The following is an 18,284-nucleotide window of genomic DNA, read 5'->3' as shown; positions in this document are numbered from 1 at the left end:
TGCCTATCTAGTTTAGGATTTCCTTTTGCCGAAGATTTCCAACTCGCTTTTTATCAAGTGAGGCCATTCTTTAATTGCATCTTTAATGTACTGCTCACCGTGTTTTTCACCCATTAGTTCGGCCATCTTATTGGCCTGGGTTTGAACGTGGTTAAGAAAAGCTTTATTAGGATCCGATAGTCTTTTATTTGCGTGATTGCCCTGACGGTAATCTTCTGTCTTTTTCTTTTTATTTCCCATTGCTGTAAAGGTACATCAAAAATAGACTATTCCATCGAACCTAGCATCCGATAAGTCCCTAAAATAATCACTAAATTACTTCCCTGGAATTTCTTCCTTCAACACTTTCTCCCCTTTTAGATCAAAGTAAGTACAGGTGTATTCATTCAAGTCCACTTTCCAGGAAGCAATTCCATTGACAGCACACATTTTCACAAAGTATGGGAAATCTGTTTTTCCTTCTTGGTGCTCTTTTAATTCTTTGGCGAACTGTTGGGCGTTCAGGTTTTCATTGATATTTAGCGGATCATATTTTGCGGGCGAATGTGCTTTAAAAGGTTCTTCGCCGTAGTAGACCTCTGACCCATTGCTTACCAGGAAATCAAAGGCTGTAACTCCTAGTTCTTTGATTTCCTGAATGTACTTAGGAAAGTCAGCACCCGTTTTTACTTTCGCATGGGCATCATCAATTTGTTGGATTGTGAACATATAGTTTGTGTGATTATCTTTCCACCAGTTCCTTTACCTCTTCACCATACATGTCGACTTTCAGCTCTTTCACTTTAAACAATTGCGACCAGCGAATAAAGGTTCCAATGAAAACAATCCCCATCAACAACATGGCTATCCCTGCTAGACTTGCCAATAGGTATTGTTCGTTTGGCAAATATATGTCTTTCACTTGTACATAACCCGCCCAAAATGTGATGATTGCCATAAATATACCGGGGATAGCGGCGCAGAGTGCGTATTTCTTTCTGTTCATACGAATCAACATGGTTGTACACACAATCAGACCACAGGCAGCAAGCAATTGATTCGATATTCCAAATAATGGCCATATGCTGCTGACATTCCCTGTATAAACTAAGTAGCCCCATGAAAAGGTGAAGATAGCACTACATAAAATAACCCCAGGCCACCAGTTCTTATCTTTAAAGGCCGGAATTACCGATCCCAACATTTCCTGAAGGAAGAAACGTCCGACGCGTGTTCCGGCGTCAATGGCTGTTAGGATAAATACGGCTTCAAACATAATCGCAAAGTTGTACCAATACGCCATGACGTTGTCCATAAACGGAACCTTATCGAAAATATGCGCCATCCCCACAGCAAGCGAAACGGCTCCTCCTGTTCTGCCGTGCAAATCGATGCCAATACGGTCAATAAAATGCTGCAGATCTACGGCGTGCAATTCCGGATGCGTAGCAAGGAATTGGTCATAAGCAGCGACAGGTGTGTTAATCGCAAAATAATCACCAGGCATCAACGTACATGCTGCGATTAATGCCATGAGTGCGACAAAGCCTTCTACCAGCATCGCACCATAGCCAACAAAAAGAATTTCGCGCTCATTGCCGAGCATCTTCGGCGTTGTACCGGTCGCAATGATGGCATGAAAACCTGAGATAGCACCGCAAGCAATTACAATGAAAATAAATGGTAGTACCGGGCCACCAATAACGGGGCCACCACCATGGATGAAGCTAGTGAAGGCAGGCATTTGAATAGTTGGAGCGACAAAGATAATTCCGATGGTCAACATCAATATCGTTCCAATTTTGAGGTAAGTCGACAAATAATCGCGTGGTACCAAAAGCAACCAGATTGGCAATACCGAAGCAAAGAAACCATAAACGGCTATGGCGATGGATATGGTGCCAATGCTCCAATTGAATAGGTTCGCAATGGCAGGCATCTCCATCAGGTTATGTCCTGAAATAATACCGACGATTAACAATACACCGCCTAAGATACTAGCAAATGTTACCGAACCTTCTCTATAGCGCATGATTAGTCCCATAATGATCGCAATGGGCATGGTTAAGATAATGGTAAATAACGACCATGGCGCTTCGTGCATGGCTGAGATACAGGCTAGTGATAATCCTGCAAGAGTTAATATGAGGATAAATAATACTGCGAGCCCAGCTATTGTACCAATGGGTTTTGAGATTTCTTTGGATGCGATAGTCGCTAAGCTTTCCCCCTTATGTCTCACCGACGCAAAAAGAACAACCATATCGTGCACACCTCCGCCCAATACACAGCCAATTAATATCCATAAGGCACCCGGCAGATAACCGAACTGAGCGGCTAAAACAGGCCCTACAAGCGGTCCTGCAGCGGCGATTGCAGCAAAGTGATGCCCGAAAAGCACTTTTTTATCAGTTTTTACATAGTCTTGTCCATCGGCAAATTCTACGGCCGGCGTCGTAATTTTAGCATTTAATCGGAGCACCTTATTGGCAAGGAAGATTCCATAGAATCGATAGGCAATAGCAAAAATAAGCAGCGAGGCAAAGATCAATGTCAGCGCATTGATCCCATTTAAGTCGATCATAATTTTTCTTTTTGGTAATTCAGTTACAAAAATGGAGAGCAAACGGTTTAGGTAAAGCTCTCCATCGTGGTCTAAATTTAAGCAGAATTAATCGTTATGCATAACATCTAATTTCAAAAACGCGTGCATTTTCGTCTTCCTGTGCTTTTTTAGCAACTAAACGGACGCGGTCTGCCGAGATACCTTCGAAGCTATGTACAACTTTTCGCAGAATATTCTCTGTCACCTCTTCCTTCTTCACCAGCGTACTGCCCTTATATAATTCTAAGTTATAGTCCATTAGCATTTCAGGCTGTCTTCCTCTTTTCTGATTTTTCATCACACTCGCTTCACCGGATAAACGTAAATGACGATTGAGTCCTGAATCGAATGTGAATTCTACAAATTTCAAATTATGGGGCTTGTTCCAGCTAAGCTCGATATACTGTTCGCCCGAAGCTAGACTCGCTCGCCACTGATGGCTATCTCCGTCTTGCACGTCGCGGTTATAACCGTCGATCACTTTTTTGGCTTCGAAGCCGGCAAGTTCTGCAGAGGCAGTTACCTTAGCTTGCTTTGCCAAATCGAGGTTATCTTCGTTTTTCACTTTCAGAATCGCTTGATCTTGACGTAGTAAAACCTGCTGATATTCTTTTAGTTTCGTTTTGTTTTCATAGAGTTTTCGCGGCGTCAGATTTTCTTTGACGCAGAAAGCTGCAGCGGTGCCAATGGCTTGTCCCATGGTTGCACAAGTCGCCATCACGCGGGTTGTAGAAAGTGCAATATGAGACACCGAGACGTTCCGCCCTGCCATTAGTAAATTATCAAAAGTTTTGCTATACAGGCTGCGTAATGGTATAGAATAAGGCCCCTTTAAAGCGATCGATCGGAATGGGCTGAGCGAAGTGTCATCCATCCCCGCCGGCAAGTGGTCATCCAATGGCCAACCACCGTAAGCTACGCGATCTTCAAAGTTCTCTTGTTTCAAAATATCGTTTTGCGTCATAACGTAATCTCCGGTAATGCGTCGGCTCTCCCTTTTGCCAGGAATGGAACCAAACCATGATAATGCCCAGTTTGCGGATTCAGGATGATTTCCAGAATTCTTGATGTAATCCCAAACACCAAATACAACTGCCATGAGATCATGGCGGATCTTTTGTCCATCATGTACGATATTCTCAAGTCCTCCCAATTCAATCCACCAATAACCGTACTCCCAAGAATGGATTCTACGATGCTTAAAGTCGGAGAACTCATATTTTCGGGCCCAGCTAGGCGCTTTAAATGGCATCGGTTTATCATGTTTTTGGGATTGGAACAGAAGGCTGTTTCCCATGGTGATATCGTCGCGAACTTCAAGCCCCAACGCCTCATTGTATTCCGATTTTGCCTCACGACCGCGCATAAATTCGGCACCTGCTAATGCGGCCAAAGTTCCATCACCCGTACAATCAGCGAAGTATTTTGCCTTTACATTGTATATTTCTTCCGTTTGTGAACAGTAGGCTTGTATTTCGTCGATCTTCTTCCCTTTTGTTTTCACATTATAAAGCATGCTGTCAAACAACAGAGTGATATTCGGATTTGAGACAATTTTATCATACATCACATAGTCCAACATTTCCCAGCAACGCTGCGGGTTAATATACGACTCGGTCAACATTACCTCTTCGAGCAGCCCCGTTTCTCGCCACACCTGTCCTAAGGCTGTGGAGCCACAAATATGCATGCGTATTTCGGAACTGGCATTTCCACCCAATCTCGAACGATTTTGAATTAAGATTACTTTCAACCCATTTCGAGCGGCAGCAAGCGCGGCACAGAAACCTGCCATCCCTCCGCCAGCCACTAGATAGTCGGTTTCTAAATTACGGATAGCAAATACAGATTCTGGTCCTTTCAGCTCACTTTCCATTATTTGCTTGTCGGTGAGTGTTTTCGCAATTACCGGATCCACCAGTAATGCTCCAGAGCCAATCCCTATGGCTTTTAAAAAGTCTCTTCTATTGTTTTTCATAATTTAAAATTTTTGCGATTAGTTCTTTCTGCTTTGGAGATGCCTTTTCTTGTGCGCTAAAAGCTGTTAAAATGCTTTTCGTCTGCTCGTTGGCTGCAGAAATAGAGTTTATAATTTCAGTAATTACATGTGGTTTCATCCTATCTAATTGTTTCAAGATAGGATTGTATTGATTGGGATCTTTTAGCACTTCGGTTTCCAAAACGTCGATAGCGTAATGTGGCGTAAAATCATCTTTCGCAAATAGCAGGTTGATAACCTCTTGTTTATACTTCTTCTCTTCCGTCGGTTCCAAGTGCTTTAAGAAATATTCCTGATAGACCGGCACTTCCGACTTAGCAAAATAACGCTGCCACTGGCGCTTCTGATATTGTTGATTCGCTAATGTATGCAGCTCCTGCTTAATTGGCCCATTTACGATATGCCACAGTGTATAGACAGTGTATAAAGCGCCCGGTACGGTCACATTGGAAAATAAAGGTGAAGTAGGTCGCGTCACGGCGTCGATTTCTAAGGAATATTTCTTTCCATCTTTATCCAGCAAATCTTCGACGTCGTAGTCGCGCAAGGGCGATAAACTGTCGATTAGAATACTCTGCAAGCGTTCGTAATCCTTTTGGTCGAAGTACTGGTGATCGAACTTGGTGAAATGGAAATCTTCTTCTTTACTGAAGTGATGATAATTGCCCAATAGATCCCAGAATAGGTTTACCACAATCGGTAGACAAATCTGATCGTTACAGACATTGGTTTGTAGTTGAGTACCGTAATATAAAGTTTTAGTGCTCGGGTCTTCAACTACAAACACAGGGAAACTGAGCGTATCATTAACTGTGTGAGTCAATACGGGTTCTTGCTCTTTCGTGAGGGCAGTCCAAGATTGGGCCGTGACATTTAAGAGATTACAACCCACAATTGCAACAATTAATAATATTCTATTCATATGTCAAAATAGCACTTGCCTTACATGATTTAGTTACTATGACTCTAATCCAACGAGCTTCGATATTCGATGGGAAAACAAAATTTTCAGTCTTATTATTTGAAATCGTCAGGGTTTTATAGTCGAACCATTCTCCATTTCCTGAAGGGTCCAACTGTATTTTAAAGTCTACCGCTTCTTTTAGGTTGTGTGATAATTCTATTCTACGTTTGTCATAAAATCCAAAAAGATAGGGATCACTAACTTCATTTGCCTTGACGTTCGTATTACTCAATGGCCCACCTTTTCCAGTAGGTTTTCCTAGTTTCCAGAGATCATCAATTGCACCGACCCATACTGCTGCTTTTCCATCCTCAGATCTAATAATATTATCCTGATTCCCGTTCGAGTTTACGCCCGATAGTATTAATAAACCGCGATAAGAAGCAAAATCATGGGTTGCCATATCATGGCTAGCAATAGGTCTTACTTTAGCAAATCCGTCGGCATTTTCTGCGGGAAGTTCATAAAAGGTACCATGTAGATTCATCAAATCCCTCTCTGTCACCACTTCTCTTGCTAATCTTGTAAGACCGTTTTTTGTTAAGTTGTCAAAAGCGGCTTTCGATTTGGGAAATCTCCATCTCCTTCCCAGATCATCAACTACCAAAACCGAACTTTCCTCGACATTAACCAGATCTTTCGGAATTTCAAAGCTCTTTTTAATGATTTCCACATTTGCGGAGTTCACAACAGGTTTCAGTTCCATATTACCATTAAGCTCATAGTAACCTGTTGCATCAAAGTTTCCATCCTGAATTTTTCCTGAAAGTACCCCCAATTTTCTCTGATTATTTCCTAGCGCGTATAGATAGCCCCCCAAATAGTCAATATCACCTATTTTCGGCAAGTTGCTAAATAAATCGAGCTCCTTTTTCGCTAGATTTTCTCCTCTATACGAAAACATGGCCGAGTATTTTCCAGAAGCATTAACTTTAATCCTTATCCATTCGCCTTTTAAATCGGTAGGTATCACTTCGCTGATTGAATGACTTGCTGCTACCTCAATCGATTTGTAGGGAGTCCACTTTCCATTCCCTACAACATCAATTTCTAGATCAAATTTGGCAGACTTATCATTATGGTTTTTTAGCCAAATATTCCGTTTTTTCCATCCTGCTAAAAGAAATGGCTCTGAAACTAGGTTTTCTGTCAAGAAGTCATTTATCCAAACGGCACCTTCAGCTGTTGTTGAGCCCAAGTGATCCAATTGAGCTTCATCTACAAACCATAGATTAGAATTGGATTGACCCGCACCTTCTAAATCACCTTTAATCTTTCTCTTATTTAAAAATTCTTTCTGAGCAGAATCATCGCAACCAAATACTAACTGATTATTCCATTTCGCGAAATCCCCAATAACCTTTAGGTATGATGAACGGGGTCTAATACCACTTGCGTTCGATGAAGTAAATGTTTTAGGGAATTTCCAAAACATTCCGTGCATCGTCATCAAACAATCTCCATTGGAATCTCCAATTTCGCGGATTCGTGGCCATTCAGTATTCCAGCCGTGAGCACCGTCATAGCTTCTACTGGTTTTCGGAAGTCTATAAAAAGACCAGCCTTTTTTTGCGTCTCTCACGGCAAGCAAAACTGATTTGTGATCCCATCCTGTCGCCCAAATAGCATCGCTGTCTGCATTATTACCATAGATGCCGCCAGGCCCTGTAACTTCTACAAACTGATTCCTACGAACTAACTTCCAGTTTTTACCATCCCACTCGGATAATGAACCTGCCGGTATATCATATTGCTTTAATGCCTTTTCGCCTGACTCACCGTTATTCGAATAAACAAGAACACCTTGTCCGCTATAAACGCCCTTCCCATGAGCACCAAGCAAATCAGCATAATTTTGCTTCTTGTTTTGGTATTTTGGAAGCTTTTTTAAATAGCTTTCATTTTTTAAATTGACATCAGTGTACAGCTCGGTGATTTTTTTTGAATTGATATCATACTCATAAAAACCTTCCTCCATTGTCGCAAAATAAATCTTCTTCTGAGGATCTGTTAAATGCCTCGCTAGGCCTGTGTGACGCCCGGGCATATCCATTGGGGAAATAGTTGTGATATTACTATTTCTATCAACAATGTAAGGCCCAATAAAAAGATTGTTAGTCTCCTTATGAATCATGCGATTTGCGGGTGTACCACCAACGCTTCCTTCGAAGACATGTTGCGTTTTGGACTTGTCAATGATGTACAATTTATCAGATGATCCGATTGGTAGATGAGGTCCATAGGTAATTACATACAACTTCTCGTTCCAAGGAACCACCGCGCCAGTTCCACATTCACCTTCATCATTATACATAGCTAGATTTGGGTAAATGCCACTAAAGCTTCGTTCTTGGGCAAACAATAGGTTACTGCTTAAAAACGTTATTCCTAGAAATAAACTCTTAATATTTTCTTTTATCATCATGCTAATAATTTGGATTTTGTTTTAACCCGCTTGTTAGTACTTCTGTTGAAGGGATTGGCCAGAGATATTGTTTCTTCGCGTCAAATTTTCTGATTGCTATTTGCTTAATTAGACCCTGACTGTAGAAATTGGCAAAGTCTGGTGAGCCATCTTCATCAATGGATGGCGCTGTAGGTAAAAACCATTTTCCAGGATTAACAACTTTGGCAACTAAATCTGCAGGATCAAGTAAACCGAAATTTGGTCTATTTAAAACCTTCTCTGCAATTCGCCATCTGATAATATCCATATAGCGAAGTCCCTCTAAGGCAAATTCCATTCTTCGTTCATTACGAAGAATTTTACGAAGTTCTGATTGTGCAGTTGTAGTAACTTTAGGATAATTCGTAGACGATTTATCAACTTTATAAGCTCTAGCCCTCACTTGATTAATCGCATCCAGTACCGTTGGGTCAATCTCGTTTAGTTCAATTTTTGCTTCTGCATAGATTAAAAGTACGTCCGCGTAGCGAATTATTACATTATCTGGTTCAATCCGCCAAGAGTTTAGAAGCCAATCTGCATCAACACCTTTTCGCCAGACCAATCCATTGAAAGAAGCATATTGTGCTACAGCCCTATTGTCATTGTTTGTAATCTCTTGCCCTGTCGAAACCCTTTTCGTCTTTAGAGCCAAAGGATGCGGCGTATAGACTATATCCAGGAAAGGCTGGTCAAATGGAACAATTGTAGCAGCACAGCGAGGATCTCGATTTTCAAAAGGATTCTTAGGATTAAATAGCGGAGACTCATCTACTGGTAAACCGTCAGTACAGTAATAAGAGAAAAACAAATCCCAAGAAGGATCCTTCGCTGCCCAACCACCATTATTACGCGGAATATAGTTTTGGCGATCACCTAAAGCTACACCTAATGTAATCGAGCGCGGTAAAAGGAATATTGATTCGGGTGATTGCTTGGTTTTTGAAAGAAACAAGGTTGAGTAATCTGTATGCAAACTGTATAATCCCAAGGCAATACATGCAGATGCTGCCTCTTTCGCAGTTGCAAAATCCCCCTCGTATAGTGCAATACGCGCCTTAAGTGCCATAGCTGCTCCCTTTGTAGCACGTTTAACCTCAGATGAACTATACGAGCTTTTTAAATTTGCAATTGCAAAATCGAAATCCTCATAAATTTTCTTTAATAATTCATCCGGATTCATCTGACCTATCGTTTCTGCTTCTTCAATACTTAAAGTTTTATCCACGTAGACAACATTTCTATAGTGGCTTAATAAAAATGAATACATCGCCGCGCGAACGAATCTTGCTTCCGCTTTGTATCCATTTATCTGTGATTCAGGGAGAATATTTGCTGCTCGATCCATACCCTCTAACACGGTGTTGGCTCTAGCAATTGCTTTATACGTATTTTGCCATCCACTAGTAACGAACGCTGATTGCCCGTTTATCGTTGCATTTGTAATGTCTGTCAACCCGTCGCGATAAATCCAATCGTCTGTCCAATCGTCTACGTCTTTAATCCATAGCGCTTCTCTGTATAAATCATTGAGAGACATGATAAGTTCATCAGCATCGGAGTTCCAAGTTTCACTGGAACCTTGAGACAAAGGATTTAAGTCAAGCTTTTGGCATGAAAACAGAAACAATGACAAAGCGATATATATAATTTTACTTTTCATGACCTTATATTTAAAATTTTACATTTATACCGAACAAGAAAGAAGATGTTATGGGATATGTAAATGACGTCATCTCCGGGTCCCATCCTTTAGGAAACTTATTTATCGTGAAAATATCATTCGCTGTAAATGATAGGCCTAAGCCTTTGACATGATATTTCGCTAAGAAGGTTTCAGGAATTTGATAAGAAACATTTACTGATTTTAGACGAAAATATTTTCCGTTAATCATCCAGAAGTCCGACATCGCATAATTATTTGTTGCCGAGGTATTGGAATATCTTGGATATTTAGCTGATAGATTTTGAGCGTCAGTATTATACTTACTCCAGGTATTACCATCGAGAATCGAAAGGAAATTACCCCAATTCTGTTGATAGGGTTGTATCATATCTGTTGTCTGCCGAACGTTTTGCTTACCAACACCTTGAACTACAATATTTAACGACAATCCACCATAACCTAAGTTAAGCTGTCCTCCATACAAATACTGTGGTAATGATCCGCCAAGAAATACTCTATCATATTCAGGCGAAATTATTCCATCAGGAACACCGTCAGGTCCAGATACATCTTTGTATTTAACGTCTCCTGGCTTTACATTGGCATTTAAAACTGGTGAACCCGCGACCTCTTCTGCAGTTTGAAACAATCCATCTGACAAATAGCCATACCATTCGTTGAATTCACTACCTTCCATCTTAACTTGATTGCCCAGAAACTCCGTACCGCCTAGATCTCCCATAACCGATTTGAAATTTGAAATATTAAAAGAAAGACCATATCGAAGTTTGTTGATGTTATCTTTCCAACCTACTGCCAATTCCCAGCCTTTGGTATTCATTTTTCCAGTGTTCTGATTAGGATTTTCGAAACCAATAAAAACTGGAATCTGAAGAGCAAGAAGCATGTCGCTTGTTATTTTATTATAAACGTCGAATGTGGCATTCAGCCTATTGTTTAATCCGACAAAATCTAAACCTACATCATATGATTCTGTTTTCTCCCAGGTGATATCGCGGATAGCATATTGCCATTGAGAAGCTGATTGTTGTGATGTAACTTGATTTCCTGTATAAAACAATGCCGTATTAGAAAACTGAATTAAAGACTGATACGGGTAATTACCAATACGCTCATTACCAAGCGTTCCATAAGATGCTCTCAGTTTTAAGAAATTAAGCCAAGAGACATCTTTCATAAAGTTTTCTTCAGAGATTGACCATCCTGCGGAAACAGATGGGAAAACGCCCCATCGGTATTCTTTAGCGAATCTCGATGAGCCATCGTATCGAATATTTGCTTGGATAAAGTATTTATTGGCATAATTATACATCGCCCGACCGAAATACGAACGATAGGCATTTTCGTACGCTGAGCCTGAGTTATCTCTAAATTCCAGTGGACCCAAATCGAGATAAGGGTAGCCACTAAGCAAATACTGATCGCGAGATGCTGATAGGTCTTCGTTGTAATAATAGAAGAATTCGTATCCTGCCAACAAGTTTAGATTATGTTTGCCAAGGCTCTTCATATAGTTCCCTAAAAACTGGGTTGTATATTGGTAACTCTCCACCCTACTTTCGGTAAGTTTTGTTGTTTCATAGCCATTGATATATCCTAATCGTTGCTCAGGGTTGTTCCAAGCGGTGTACGGAACTTTGGTTCGAAAGGCTTTGGTTCTGTCGAAGTTGAAAATTGGAGCAATCACACCGGTCAACGTAAGCCCCTCAATCGGTTTCAAATCGATTCCCACTTTCCCCCCGAATTGCGTGTATTGATATTTGGTTTGCCCCCCTTGAGTCAGCATCCCATATATGTTATCACCGTCCTTTCCCGAAGCCACTCTTCCATCGTCCCACATGCCTGCATAAATTGGTGCAGTGATCCCCATTCTATACATAGGATCGACCGAAGGTCTGTTATCTGTTGTACGCTTAAAGTTCAAATCTACTACCGCCGATAAGTAGTCGGTAACATCAATATTGTTGTTAATCCGCGACGTTAATCGTTCGTAGTTACGCATGACGTAAAGGGCATCCGTGTCGTCATAACCTAACGAGAATCTAGTTCTTAGATTTTTTCCAGATCCTGAAACCGATAATTGGTGTGCTTGGCGTCCAGCTCTGTCTTTCAAAAGAATGTTTTGCCAATCGGTAATTGGATATAGATTCGGGTTCTCCTTGTTTAGGTTGAGGTAATTATCCACTAAATCTTTCGCATAGATTGGATATTCGTTTTGATTGTTGTTATTATCATTCCAACGAAGTTCGTTCACGAGTTGTAGATAGCGTTGTGCTCCTACATATTCTGGAAGTTCTGTGGGCGACTCCCAACCGATATCGGTATTATACTCTAATGACAGTACACCCTCTTTCCCACGCTTCGATGTAATCAATATTACGCCGGCGGCAGCCCTGGACCCATAAATTGATGCAGATGCTGCGTCCTTCAACACTGTTACATTTTCAATATCATTTGGATTGACTTGATCTAATCCACTAATGGGCACCCCATCTAGAATCACCAATGGGTTTAGACCGCCGTCTGTGATGGTAGTAATGCCTCGAACACGGATCGTTGCAGCAGCACCTGGAGCATTGTTATTTCTAGTAGCCATAACCCCCGGAACAGCCCCTTGAAGGGCCTGAGAAAGCTGGGTTGTTTTGCGCACTGCGATATCCTTTCCATCTACGGATGAGATGGCACCTGTTAAATCTTTCTTCTGAACTGTTCCATAACCGATTACGACGACCTCATCGAGCTCATTGTCGTCCGGTTTTAGGCGAATGAGAATGCTGTTGGTCTGGTTGGTTTTAGCAACGAAGTTGGTAATGGAATCCCGCTGGAAACCGACGTGGTGAACATAAATGTTGTACAAACCATCTACGCTAAGGTTATTAAGTGTGAAAAGACCTTGGTCGTTCGAACCCAGCGTTTCCTTCTTATTTGTCTTCACATTTAAGACCTCAATTGTTGCTCCCGGTATTGCTGCGCCGTCAATACTTATCACCTTTCCATTAGCACGTAGGTTGGTCTGTGCTAAAGCGTCTTGGAAAAGTGATAATAGCCCATAGATTAGCAATGGGTAAATTACTTTACTTTTCATAGTCATAAATTGTTTATAATGGTTATTGGTTACTAAAAAATGTTTATCTTATTCTAATAATCTTATCTTCTATAGTAAAGTTGCATCCATTTATTTGACAGAAAATTGTAAGTAAATTTTCTAGGTTATCGTTCTGGTATAATTCGCCCGTAAAATTGCCGTTGGTAATTTTGGGGTTTTCAACATCGATAGAGACTCCGTAAAGTCTTTCCATAATGCTGAATAGGTCGGCATTTGATACGCCACTGAAGTTGACTACCTGATTGGACCAAGCAATCGTGCTCTTTAAATTATTGTTGCGTACCTGCTTACGCTCCTTATCCCAAGCCTTCTTATGTCCCTCCTTATTGTTCTCAACATGGTTGTAAGTAAAATCAATTTTATTGACTACGATTGAGGTTGGGTTATTCAGTTTTATTTGACTATCTGTACTATTGCTAGGATCTTCTACAACTATTTTTCCTTCCAACAACTTGATGATCAGATTTGCACTATTATAATCGTCTATAGAGAAAGCTGTTCCCACGGCTCTCGTTTGAACGCCTTGATTGATTACCCGGAACGGAACTTCTTTATTAGCTTTTACGAAATAGGTGACTTCGCCGGCCAGTTGATTTAACTCCCTATCGTTCGCAAAGTTTGTTTTGTAAGTCAGCTTAGCGGCTGGGCTTAATTTTACCCTACTGCTATCCGGCAAGATGTACCATTCTACAGATTCCGTATTATTCACAATCTCTACCAATAATGGCGACGCTAAATGAGAAGGATGATCATGCTTTCCTAACTTGTAAAAGGAAAATGCAACGAATAGTAGTACAGCCGCCGCTATTAACAGGCGCTTGACAAGCAATCCTTGTTTTGGCTTTACTAAAATAGCGTCGCATAAAGTTTCCTTTTCAGCTTGATTAACATGGATGATTTCGTGATCTGCTAGATTTTCAAAGAGTTCGATCTTGTCGAGTTCGTCGTCATTACTTTCCAAAAAGGAAGCCATGTCCTTACATTCGTTATAAGAACATTGGTTTGACAGAAACTTTTCTAAGATCTCCTTTTTCACGGTTTACAATTTAGGCGTCTTTATAGGTATATACGCTCAAAAAACTAAAACTACGTACTCCATGAAAAAAATATTTTTAAAGGTGCAGCATAATGTAGATGAGAGCAAGTATCTTTCGAAGTTGTTGGACGGATTTATAGATATGGGTTTCGACCGTACGTATGGAAACATTTAACTTTTCGGCGATCTCTTTATGACTGTATCCTTCGATATAAGCCATATTAAAAACTTCTTTACGAACTGGCGAGAGGCCATTAATGGCATTTTGTAAAGAGTCTTTTAGGTCGGTAGAGAGTTCGTCGATAGGAATTCTCTCCTGCTGTTTGAGGCTATCGATCATTTGCCGTTCCTTTGACTCTTTTCTGAGCCAATCTATAAATACAAGTTTTCCTTTTCTGAATAATTGTATTTCTACAGTAAGTTCAGGTGTATAGGAATCACGATATCGCCAAAATTTGATGAAGGTCTGTTGGGTCAGGTCTTGCGCAACTTCATAAGATCCTGTTTTTTTATAAAACCCAGAATATATGCGGTCGTAATATTTTGTAAATACGGCTCTAAAACTCTCCTCATCAATTTGTAAATACATATCGAGCTGCGCTTGTTCTATATGGTTAGATTTATATTTAATACTATAGGCAGTGAGTATCCAAATTAAGGATAATTATGGAATTTTACTATAGCCGTCGAAATTTGAACTAAGCTATAGGAGGATGATTTTCCAGGCATTCAGGAGTTCATTACGTTGTATTAATTCCTTAGCCTTTAAAAGTTGGTGGGTTATGCGGGTTGATTCATCACCGATAAAAGCATTCAGAAGCTCTTGGATTTCGGGTTGATATTGATATGCGTCTATTTCCGTCTCTGCAGGAAGTTGATCGATGCTTTTCAACTTATTAATTTCTTCTTCAGAAAAGATATTCGAGACTGTTACAAAATTTGGTATTTCGATCATGATATTAGTTTACTTTCTTCTTGGCTTCCAAAAACATAAAAAAGCTGAACCAATTAAAGTTCAGCTTTTTTCGAATAATAATATAATGTTTTATAGTTTTTCAATCACTTTATTAGCAAACTCACTGGTTTTAAGCAGTGTTGCATCTCCCATTAAATTATAGAAATCAACAGTAACCGTCTTTTCCTTGATAGTCTGGGCAACAGCTTTCACGATGGTGTCGGCCGCTTCATTCCAGCCCATGTAATCCAACATCATTACCCCACTCAAAATAACCGAACATGGGTTCATACTATCAGTATTGGCAAATCGTGGCGCTGTTCCATGGGTAGCTTCGAATATAGCATGTCCGGTTTTATAATTGATATTTGCGCCAGGGGCAATACCAATCCCGCCAACCATGGCCGCTAAAGCATCTGAAATATAATCGCCATTTAGATTTAAAGTGGCAACGACGTCATAATCTTGAGGAGCGAGTAAAATTTGTTGTAAGAAGTTATCCGCAATGATATCCTTTACGATAATCTTCCCTGCAGCCTCTGCTGCTTTCTGTTCCGCATTAGCTGCGTCGGCACCACTGGCTTCCTTGGTCTTTTCCCATTGATTCCAAGTGTATAACTTTTCTCCGAATTCCGACTCTGCAAGTTGATAACCCCAATTTTTAAAGGCACCCTCCGTATATTTCATGATGTTGCCCTTGTGTACAATGGTAATGGATTTTCTTCCTTCCGCAATTGCAAACTCAATCGCTGCTCTTATCAGGCGTTTGGAGCCTTCCTCTGAAACGAACTTTAATCCAACCCCTGTTGTATTTGTGAAGTTATAATCTACGCTTAAATCGTCTTTAAGGAAATCTTGAATGCGTCTGGCTTCGGCCGTGCCTGCAGCGAACTCAATCCCTGCATAAATATCTTCAGTATTTTCACGAAATACGACCATATCCACCTTCTCAGGATGCTTCACGGGAGATGGCACACCTTCGTACCATTTCGTAGGTCGTTGACAAACATAAAGATCCAATTCCTTGCGCAAAGCAACGTTCAATGAGCGAATCCCTCCACCGATAGGTGTCGTTAATGGTCCTTTGATACCCACCAGATATTCTTTGAATGTATCGAGTGTTGCATCTGGTAACCAGTTTCCTGTTTCGTTGAATGCCTTTTCGCCAGCTAGTACTTCCAACCAGTTGATCTTCCTTTGATTGTTGTATGCCTTCGCGACAGCAGCGTCGAAGACGCGGACAGAGGCATGCCAGATGTCAGGTCCAATACCGTCTCCGATGATGAAGGGTATGCTGACTTGCTCTGGGACATTCAATTTTCCCGAACCGTCAATTGTTATTCTATCGTTCATTATGTTTTAGTTTTTATCTTTTCCAAACATGTTGCCAATTTCGCGGCTGATTTTGCGGAAAATTGGTGCAGTTTGAACATCTTCGTACTCATCGATATGCATGTCTGCAACACGTGATGGAAAGATTAAGATTAGATTTTGATTCTTATAATACTTCCCTACGCGCTTTGCCAAACCATCAAGTGAATCTCTATAGGATACTTCACCATAACGTGAGGAGACAAAGACCAACAGGGAATCTGCGTTAGAGAATGTGGCAAGTCCATAGATATTATCCCAATCTTCATATAGATCATAACTTACTGGGATGCTTGATTTCAGGGTATCTAGCATCACTTCTATAGCCTGCTTCGTTCTGAAATTACACACAAATCTGATAGGCAGTGAAAGCTCTTGCGCGAATTTGCTCATCTTCTCCATCCAATAACCAAATCCAACTTCCGATTCAGCTAATGGGGGAACAAAAATAGTAATGGATTTGTTTGTGATAAATGGTTTGTCCAAGCGGCACATAAACAAACTTGCATCTGTTCGGTTCAATATACTCTCTGTTTTTTCCCCAACGATTTTTTCGACAAATGAAGTTGCTGACGGCCAGCCAAGGATAAGACAGTCTGCGAAGGCTTCACGAGATGCACGACCGATACCATTGGCAATGTTAAAGTCAATTGCTGTAATCAATTCAACATCCGTTTCAGATCCAGAGGCATATTTTGCCATTTTATCTAGATTCTGCCTAGCGAGGTTCACATTGCGTTCCGCCTGTTCGTCGTTCGGAACGACGCTTAAAATATTTAATGGGTGAGGCGATTTCTTAGATTTAATCAGTGTTGCGAAATCCAAGATAGCTTCCATATTGTTGAGGTTTGCAATAGGGATCAAGATCTGCTCCTCATGCTCTTCCACATGTTCCATATGTTCCTGATCTTGATGACCCGCCATAACAATTTTCTTGGATGCGTTCTCTGTGACAATAGATGCAATAATACAACTCACTAATATTAAGACAATTGTTCCGTTCAAGACGTTTTCATCAATAATATTATTGTTATACCCCACCATAATGATAGCAAGCGTCGCAGCAGCATGAGCATTACTAAGACCGAATATCAGGTTCCTTTCATTGTTGTTGTATTTAAACACCCACTGCGTAGCGGTGGCTGCCAGGAATTTCCCAACCACTCCCACGAGCGTTAGAACTCCAGCAACATAAAATACAGTCAGCCCTTCCGCTTTTGTAAACACGCCAATATCAACGATCATCCCCACAGAAATTAGGAAGAACGGAATAAATATGGCATTACCAATAAACTCCACTCTGTTCATTAAAGCGGAAGAATGAGGAATCAATTTGTTCAAGGCTAACCCTGCGACGAATGCTCCGATGATCGGCTCTAAATTGGCCATCTCAGCAAGGAATGCCGCAAAAAATACAACGGTCAGAACAAATATGTAATGCACTGTTTTTTCGCCTTCAATCTTTTCGAAAAACCATTTGGCAATCTTCGGGATGATGCCGAACATAATAAACAGGAAGATGGCAAAGGACACACCTAATGTTACCCAAAATTCATTATTGATATCGCCTTGGGAGGCTCCTTTGATTACCGCTAAGATGATAAGCACGGCAGTATCGGTTAAAATAGTACCGCCAATAGTGATAGCGACCGCTTCATTTTTTGAAATACCGTAGCGGTTAACAATCGGGTAAGAAACTAAGGTATGCGTTGCGAACATACTCGCGATGAGGATACTCGTAAGCAAGCTATAATCCAGAATATAATAACAGACTGGAAAGCCTATAGAAATCGGAATGATGAATGTAAAGAAACCGAACATTAAACTCTTGTGTTTGGTTTTTTTAAACTCGTTCATATCCAGCTCTAAACCTGCAATAAACATGATGTAGAGCAAGCCGATCGTTGAGAACAAATCGACCGCTGAGTTTTTCTCTAGCCAATTTAAACCATGTGGACCAATGATCATTCCGGAGATAATCAATCCGATAATACCCGGTACTTTAATTGGTCGTAATAAGATAGGTGATAAGAGAATGATAAATAAGACAAGAGAAAATATTAGGACGGGATTGGTTAATGGCGCTTCAAAAGCATGGGCTAAGTGGTCAAAAACTTTGTTCATATAATTTCGCTT

General features: G+C 40.7%; 13 protein-coding genes. All 13 read right to left on the bottom strand.

Going from position 1 to position 18,284, the window contains the following annotated elements; all coding sequences use genetic code 11:
• Positions 1-12: 12 nt before the first annotated feature.
• Positions 13-240 (bottom strand): hypothetical protein, encoded by a 228-nt coding sequence (locus QYC40_RS06855; protein WP_301993175.1) that lies wholly within the window; start codon positions 238-240, stop codon positions 13-15.
• Positions 241-315: 75 nt separating this feature from the next.
• The gene (locus QYC40_RS06850) at positions 316-708 is read right to left on the bottom strand and encodes a DUF1398 domain-containing protein (protein ID WP_301993174.1); all 393 of its coding nucleotides are present in this window, start codon (positions 706-708) and stop codon (positions 316-318) included.
• A gap of 13 nt (positions 709-721) precedes the next feature.
• Positions 722-2,563, bottom strand: a complete 1,842-nt coding sequence (locus QYC40_RS06845) for a carbon starvation protein A (RefSeq protein WP_301993173.1) — start codon at positions 2,561-2,563, stop codon at positions 722-724.
• 94 nt (positions 2,564-2,657) lie between these two features.
• Complete coding sequence (locus QYC40_RS06840; protein WP_301993172.1) at positions 2,658-4,562, bottom strand: FAD-dependent oxidoreductase; 1,905 nt, start codon at positions 4,560-4,562, stop codon at positions 2,658-2,660.
• A complete protein-coding gene (locus QYC40_RS06835; RefSeq protein ID WP_301993171.1) occupies positions 4,549-5,505 on the bottom strand; it encodes a hypothetical protein in 957 nt (318 codons plus the stop codon). Before QYC40_RS06835 ends, QYC40_RS06840 begins: the two co-directional genes overlap by 14 nt.
• The gene (locus QYC40_RS06830; RefSeq protein WP_301993170.1) at positions 5,498-7,969 is read right to left on the bottom strand and encodes a hypothetical protein; all 2,472 of its coding nucleotides are present in this window, start codon (positions 7,967-7,969) and stop codon (positions 5,498-5,500) included. The genes QYC40_RS06835 and QYC40_RS06830 overlap by 8 nt, the downstream gene beginning before the upstream one ends.
• A gap of 4 nt (positions 7,970-7,973) precedes the next feature.
• Positions 7,974-9,656, bottom strand: coding sequence for a RagB/SusD family nutrient uptake outer membrane protein (locus QYC40_RS06825; RefSeq protein ID WP_301993169.1), 1,683 nt, complete (start codon positions 9,654-9,656; stop codon positions 7,974-7,976).
• A gap of 10 nt (positions 9,657-9,666) precedes the next feature.
• A complete protein-coding gene (locus QYC40_RS06820; protein WP_301993166.1) occupies positions 9,667-12,765 on the bottom strand; it encodes a TonB-dependent receptor in 3,099 nt (1,032 codons plus the stop codon).
• Positions 12,766-12,808: 43 nt separating this feature from the next.
• Positions 12,809-13,822, bottom strand: a complete 1,014-nt coding sequence (locus QYC40_RS06815; protein WP_301993165.1) for a FecR family protein — start codon at positions 13,820-13,822, stop codon at positions 12,809-12,811.
• A 76-nt stretch (positions 13,823-13,898) separates the two neighbouring features.
• A complete protein-coding gene (locus tag QYC40_RS06810) occupies positions 13,899-14,411 on the bottom strand; it encodes an RNA polymerase sigma factor (RefSeq protein ID WP_301993164.1) in 513 nt (170 codons plus the stop codon).
• 114 nt (positions 14,412-14,525) lie between these two features.
• A complete protein-coding gene (locus QYC40_RS06805; protein ID WP_301993163.1) occupies positions 14,526-14,777 on the bottom strand; it encodes a hypothetical protein in 252 nt (83 codons plus the stop codon).
• Positions 14,778-14,867: 90 nt separating this feature from the next.
• Positions 14,868-16,130, bottom strand: a complete 1,263-nt coding sequence (gene icd, locus QYC40_RS06800) for an NADP-dependent isocitrate dehydrogenase (RefSeq protein ID WP_301993162.1) — start codon at positions 16,128-16,130, stop codon at positions 14,868-14,870.
• A 6-nt stretch (positions 16,131-16,136) separates the two neighbouring features.
• Complete coding sequence (locus tag QYC40_RS06795; RefSeq protein ID WP_301993161.1) at positions 16,137-18,272, bottom strand: cation:proton antiporter; 2,136 nt, start codon at positions 18,270-18,272, stop codon at positions 16,137-16,139.
• Positions 18,273-18,284 lie beyond the last annotated feature (12 nt).

Origin of the sequence: Sphingobacterium sp. BN32, assembly GCF_030503615.1 — a bacterium.
GTDB lineage: Bacteria > Bacteroidota > Bacteroidia > Sphingobacteriales > Sphingobacteriaceae > Sphingobacterium.
This window is presented reverse-complemented; position numbering and strand designations above follow the sequence as displayed.

Excerpts from the sequence above, each read along its gene's own strand:
- QYC40_RS06855 (WP_301993175.1), bottom strand. The coding sequence starts at position 240 with ATGGGAAATAAAAAGAAAAAGACAGAAGATTACCGTCAGGGCAATCAC.
- QYC40_RS06850 (WP_301993174.1), bottom strand. The coding sequence starts at position 708 with ATGTTCACAATCCAACAAATTGATGATGCCCATGCGAAAGTAAAAACG.
- QYC40_RS06845 (WP_301993173.1), bottom strand. The coding sequence starts at position 2,563 with ATGATCGACTTAAATGGGATCAATGCGCTGACATTGATCTTTGCCTCG.
- QYC40_RS06840 (WP_301993172.1), bottom strand. The coding sequence starts at position 4,562 with ATGAAAAACAATAGAAGAGACTTTTTAAAAGCCATAGGGATTGGCTCT.
- QYC40_RS06835 (WP_301993171.1), bottom strand. The coding sequence starts at position 5,505 with ATGAATAGAATATTATTAATTGTTGCAATTGTGGGTTGTAATCTCTTA.
- QYC40_RS06830 (WP_301993170.1), bottom strand. The coding sequence starts at position 7,969 with ATGATAAAAGAAAATATTAAGAGTTTATTTCTAGGAATAACGTTTTTA.
- QYC40_RS06825 (WP_301993169.1), bottom strand. The coding sequence starts at position 9,656 with ATGAAAAGTAAAATTATATATATCGCTTTGTCATTGTTTCTGTTTTCA.
- QYC40_RS06820 (WP_301993166.1), bottom strand. The coding sequence starts at position 12,765 with ATGAAAAGTAAAGTAATTTACCCATTGCTAATCTATGGGCTATTATCA.
- QYC40_RS06810 (WP_301993164.1), bottom strand. The coding sequence starts at position 14,411 with ATGTATTTACAAATTGATGAGGAGAGTTTTAGAGCCGTATTTACAAAA.
- QYC40_RS06805 (WP_301993163.1), bottom strand. The coding sequence starts at position 14,777 with ATGATCGAAATACCAAATTTTGTAACAGTCTCGAATATCTTTTCTGAA.
- icd (WP_301993162.1), bottom strand. The coding sequence starts at position 16,130 with ATGAACGATAGAATAACAATTGACGGTTCGGGAAAATTGAATGTCCCA.
- QYC40_RS06795 (WP_301993161.1), bottom strand. The coding sequence starts at position 18,272 with ATGAACAAAGTTTTTGACCACTTAGCCCATGCTTTTGAAGCGCCATTA.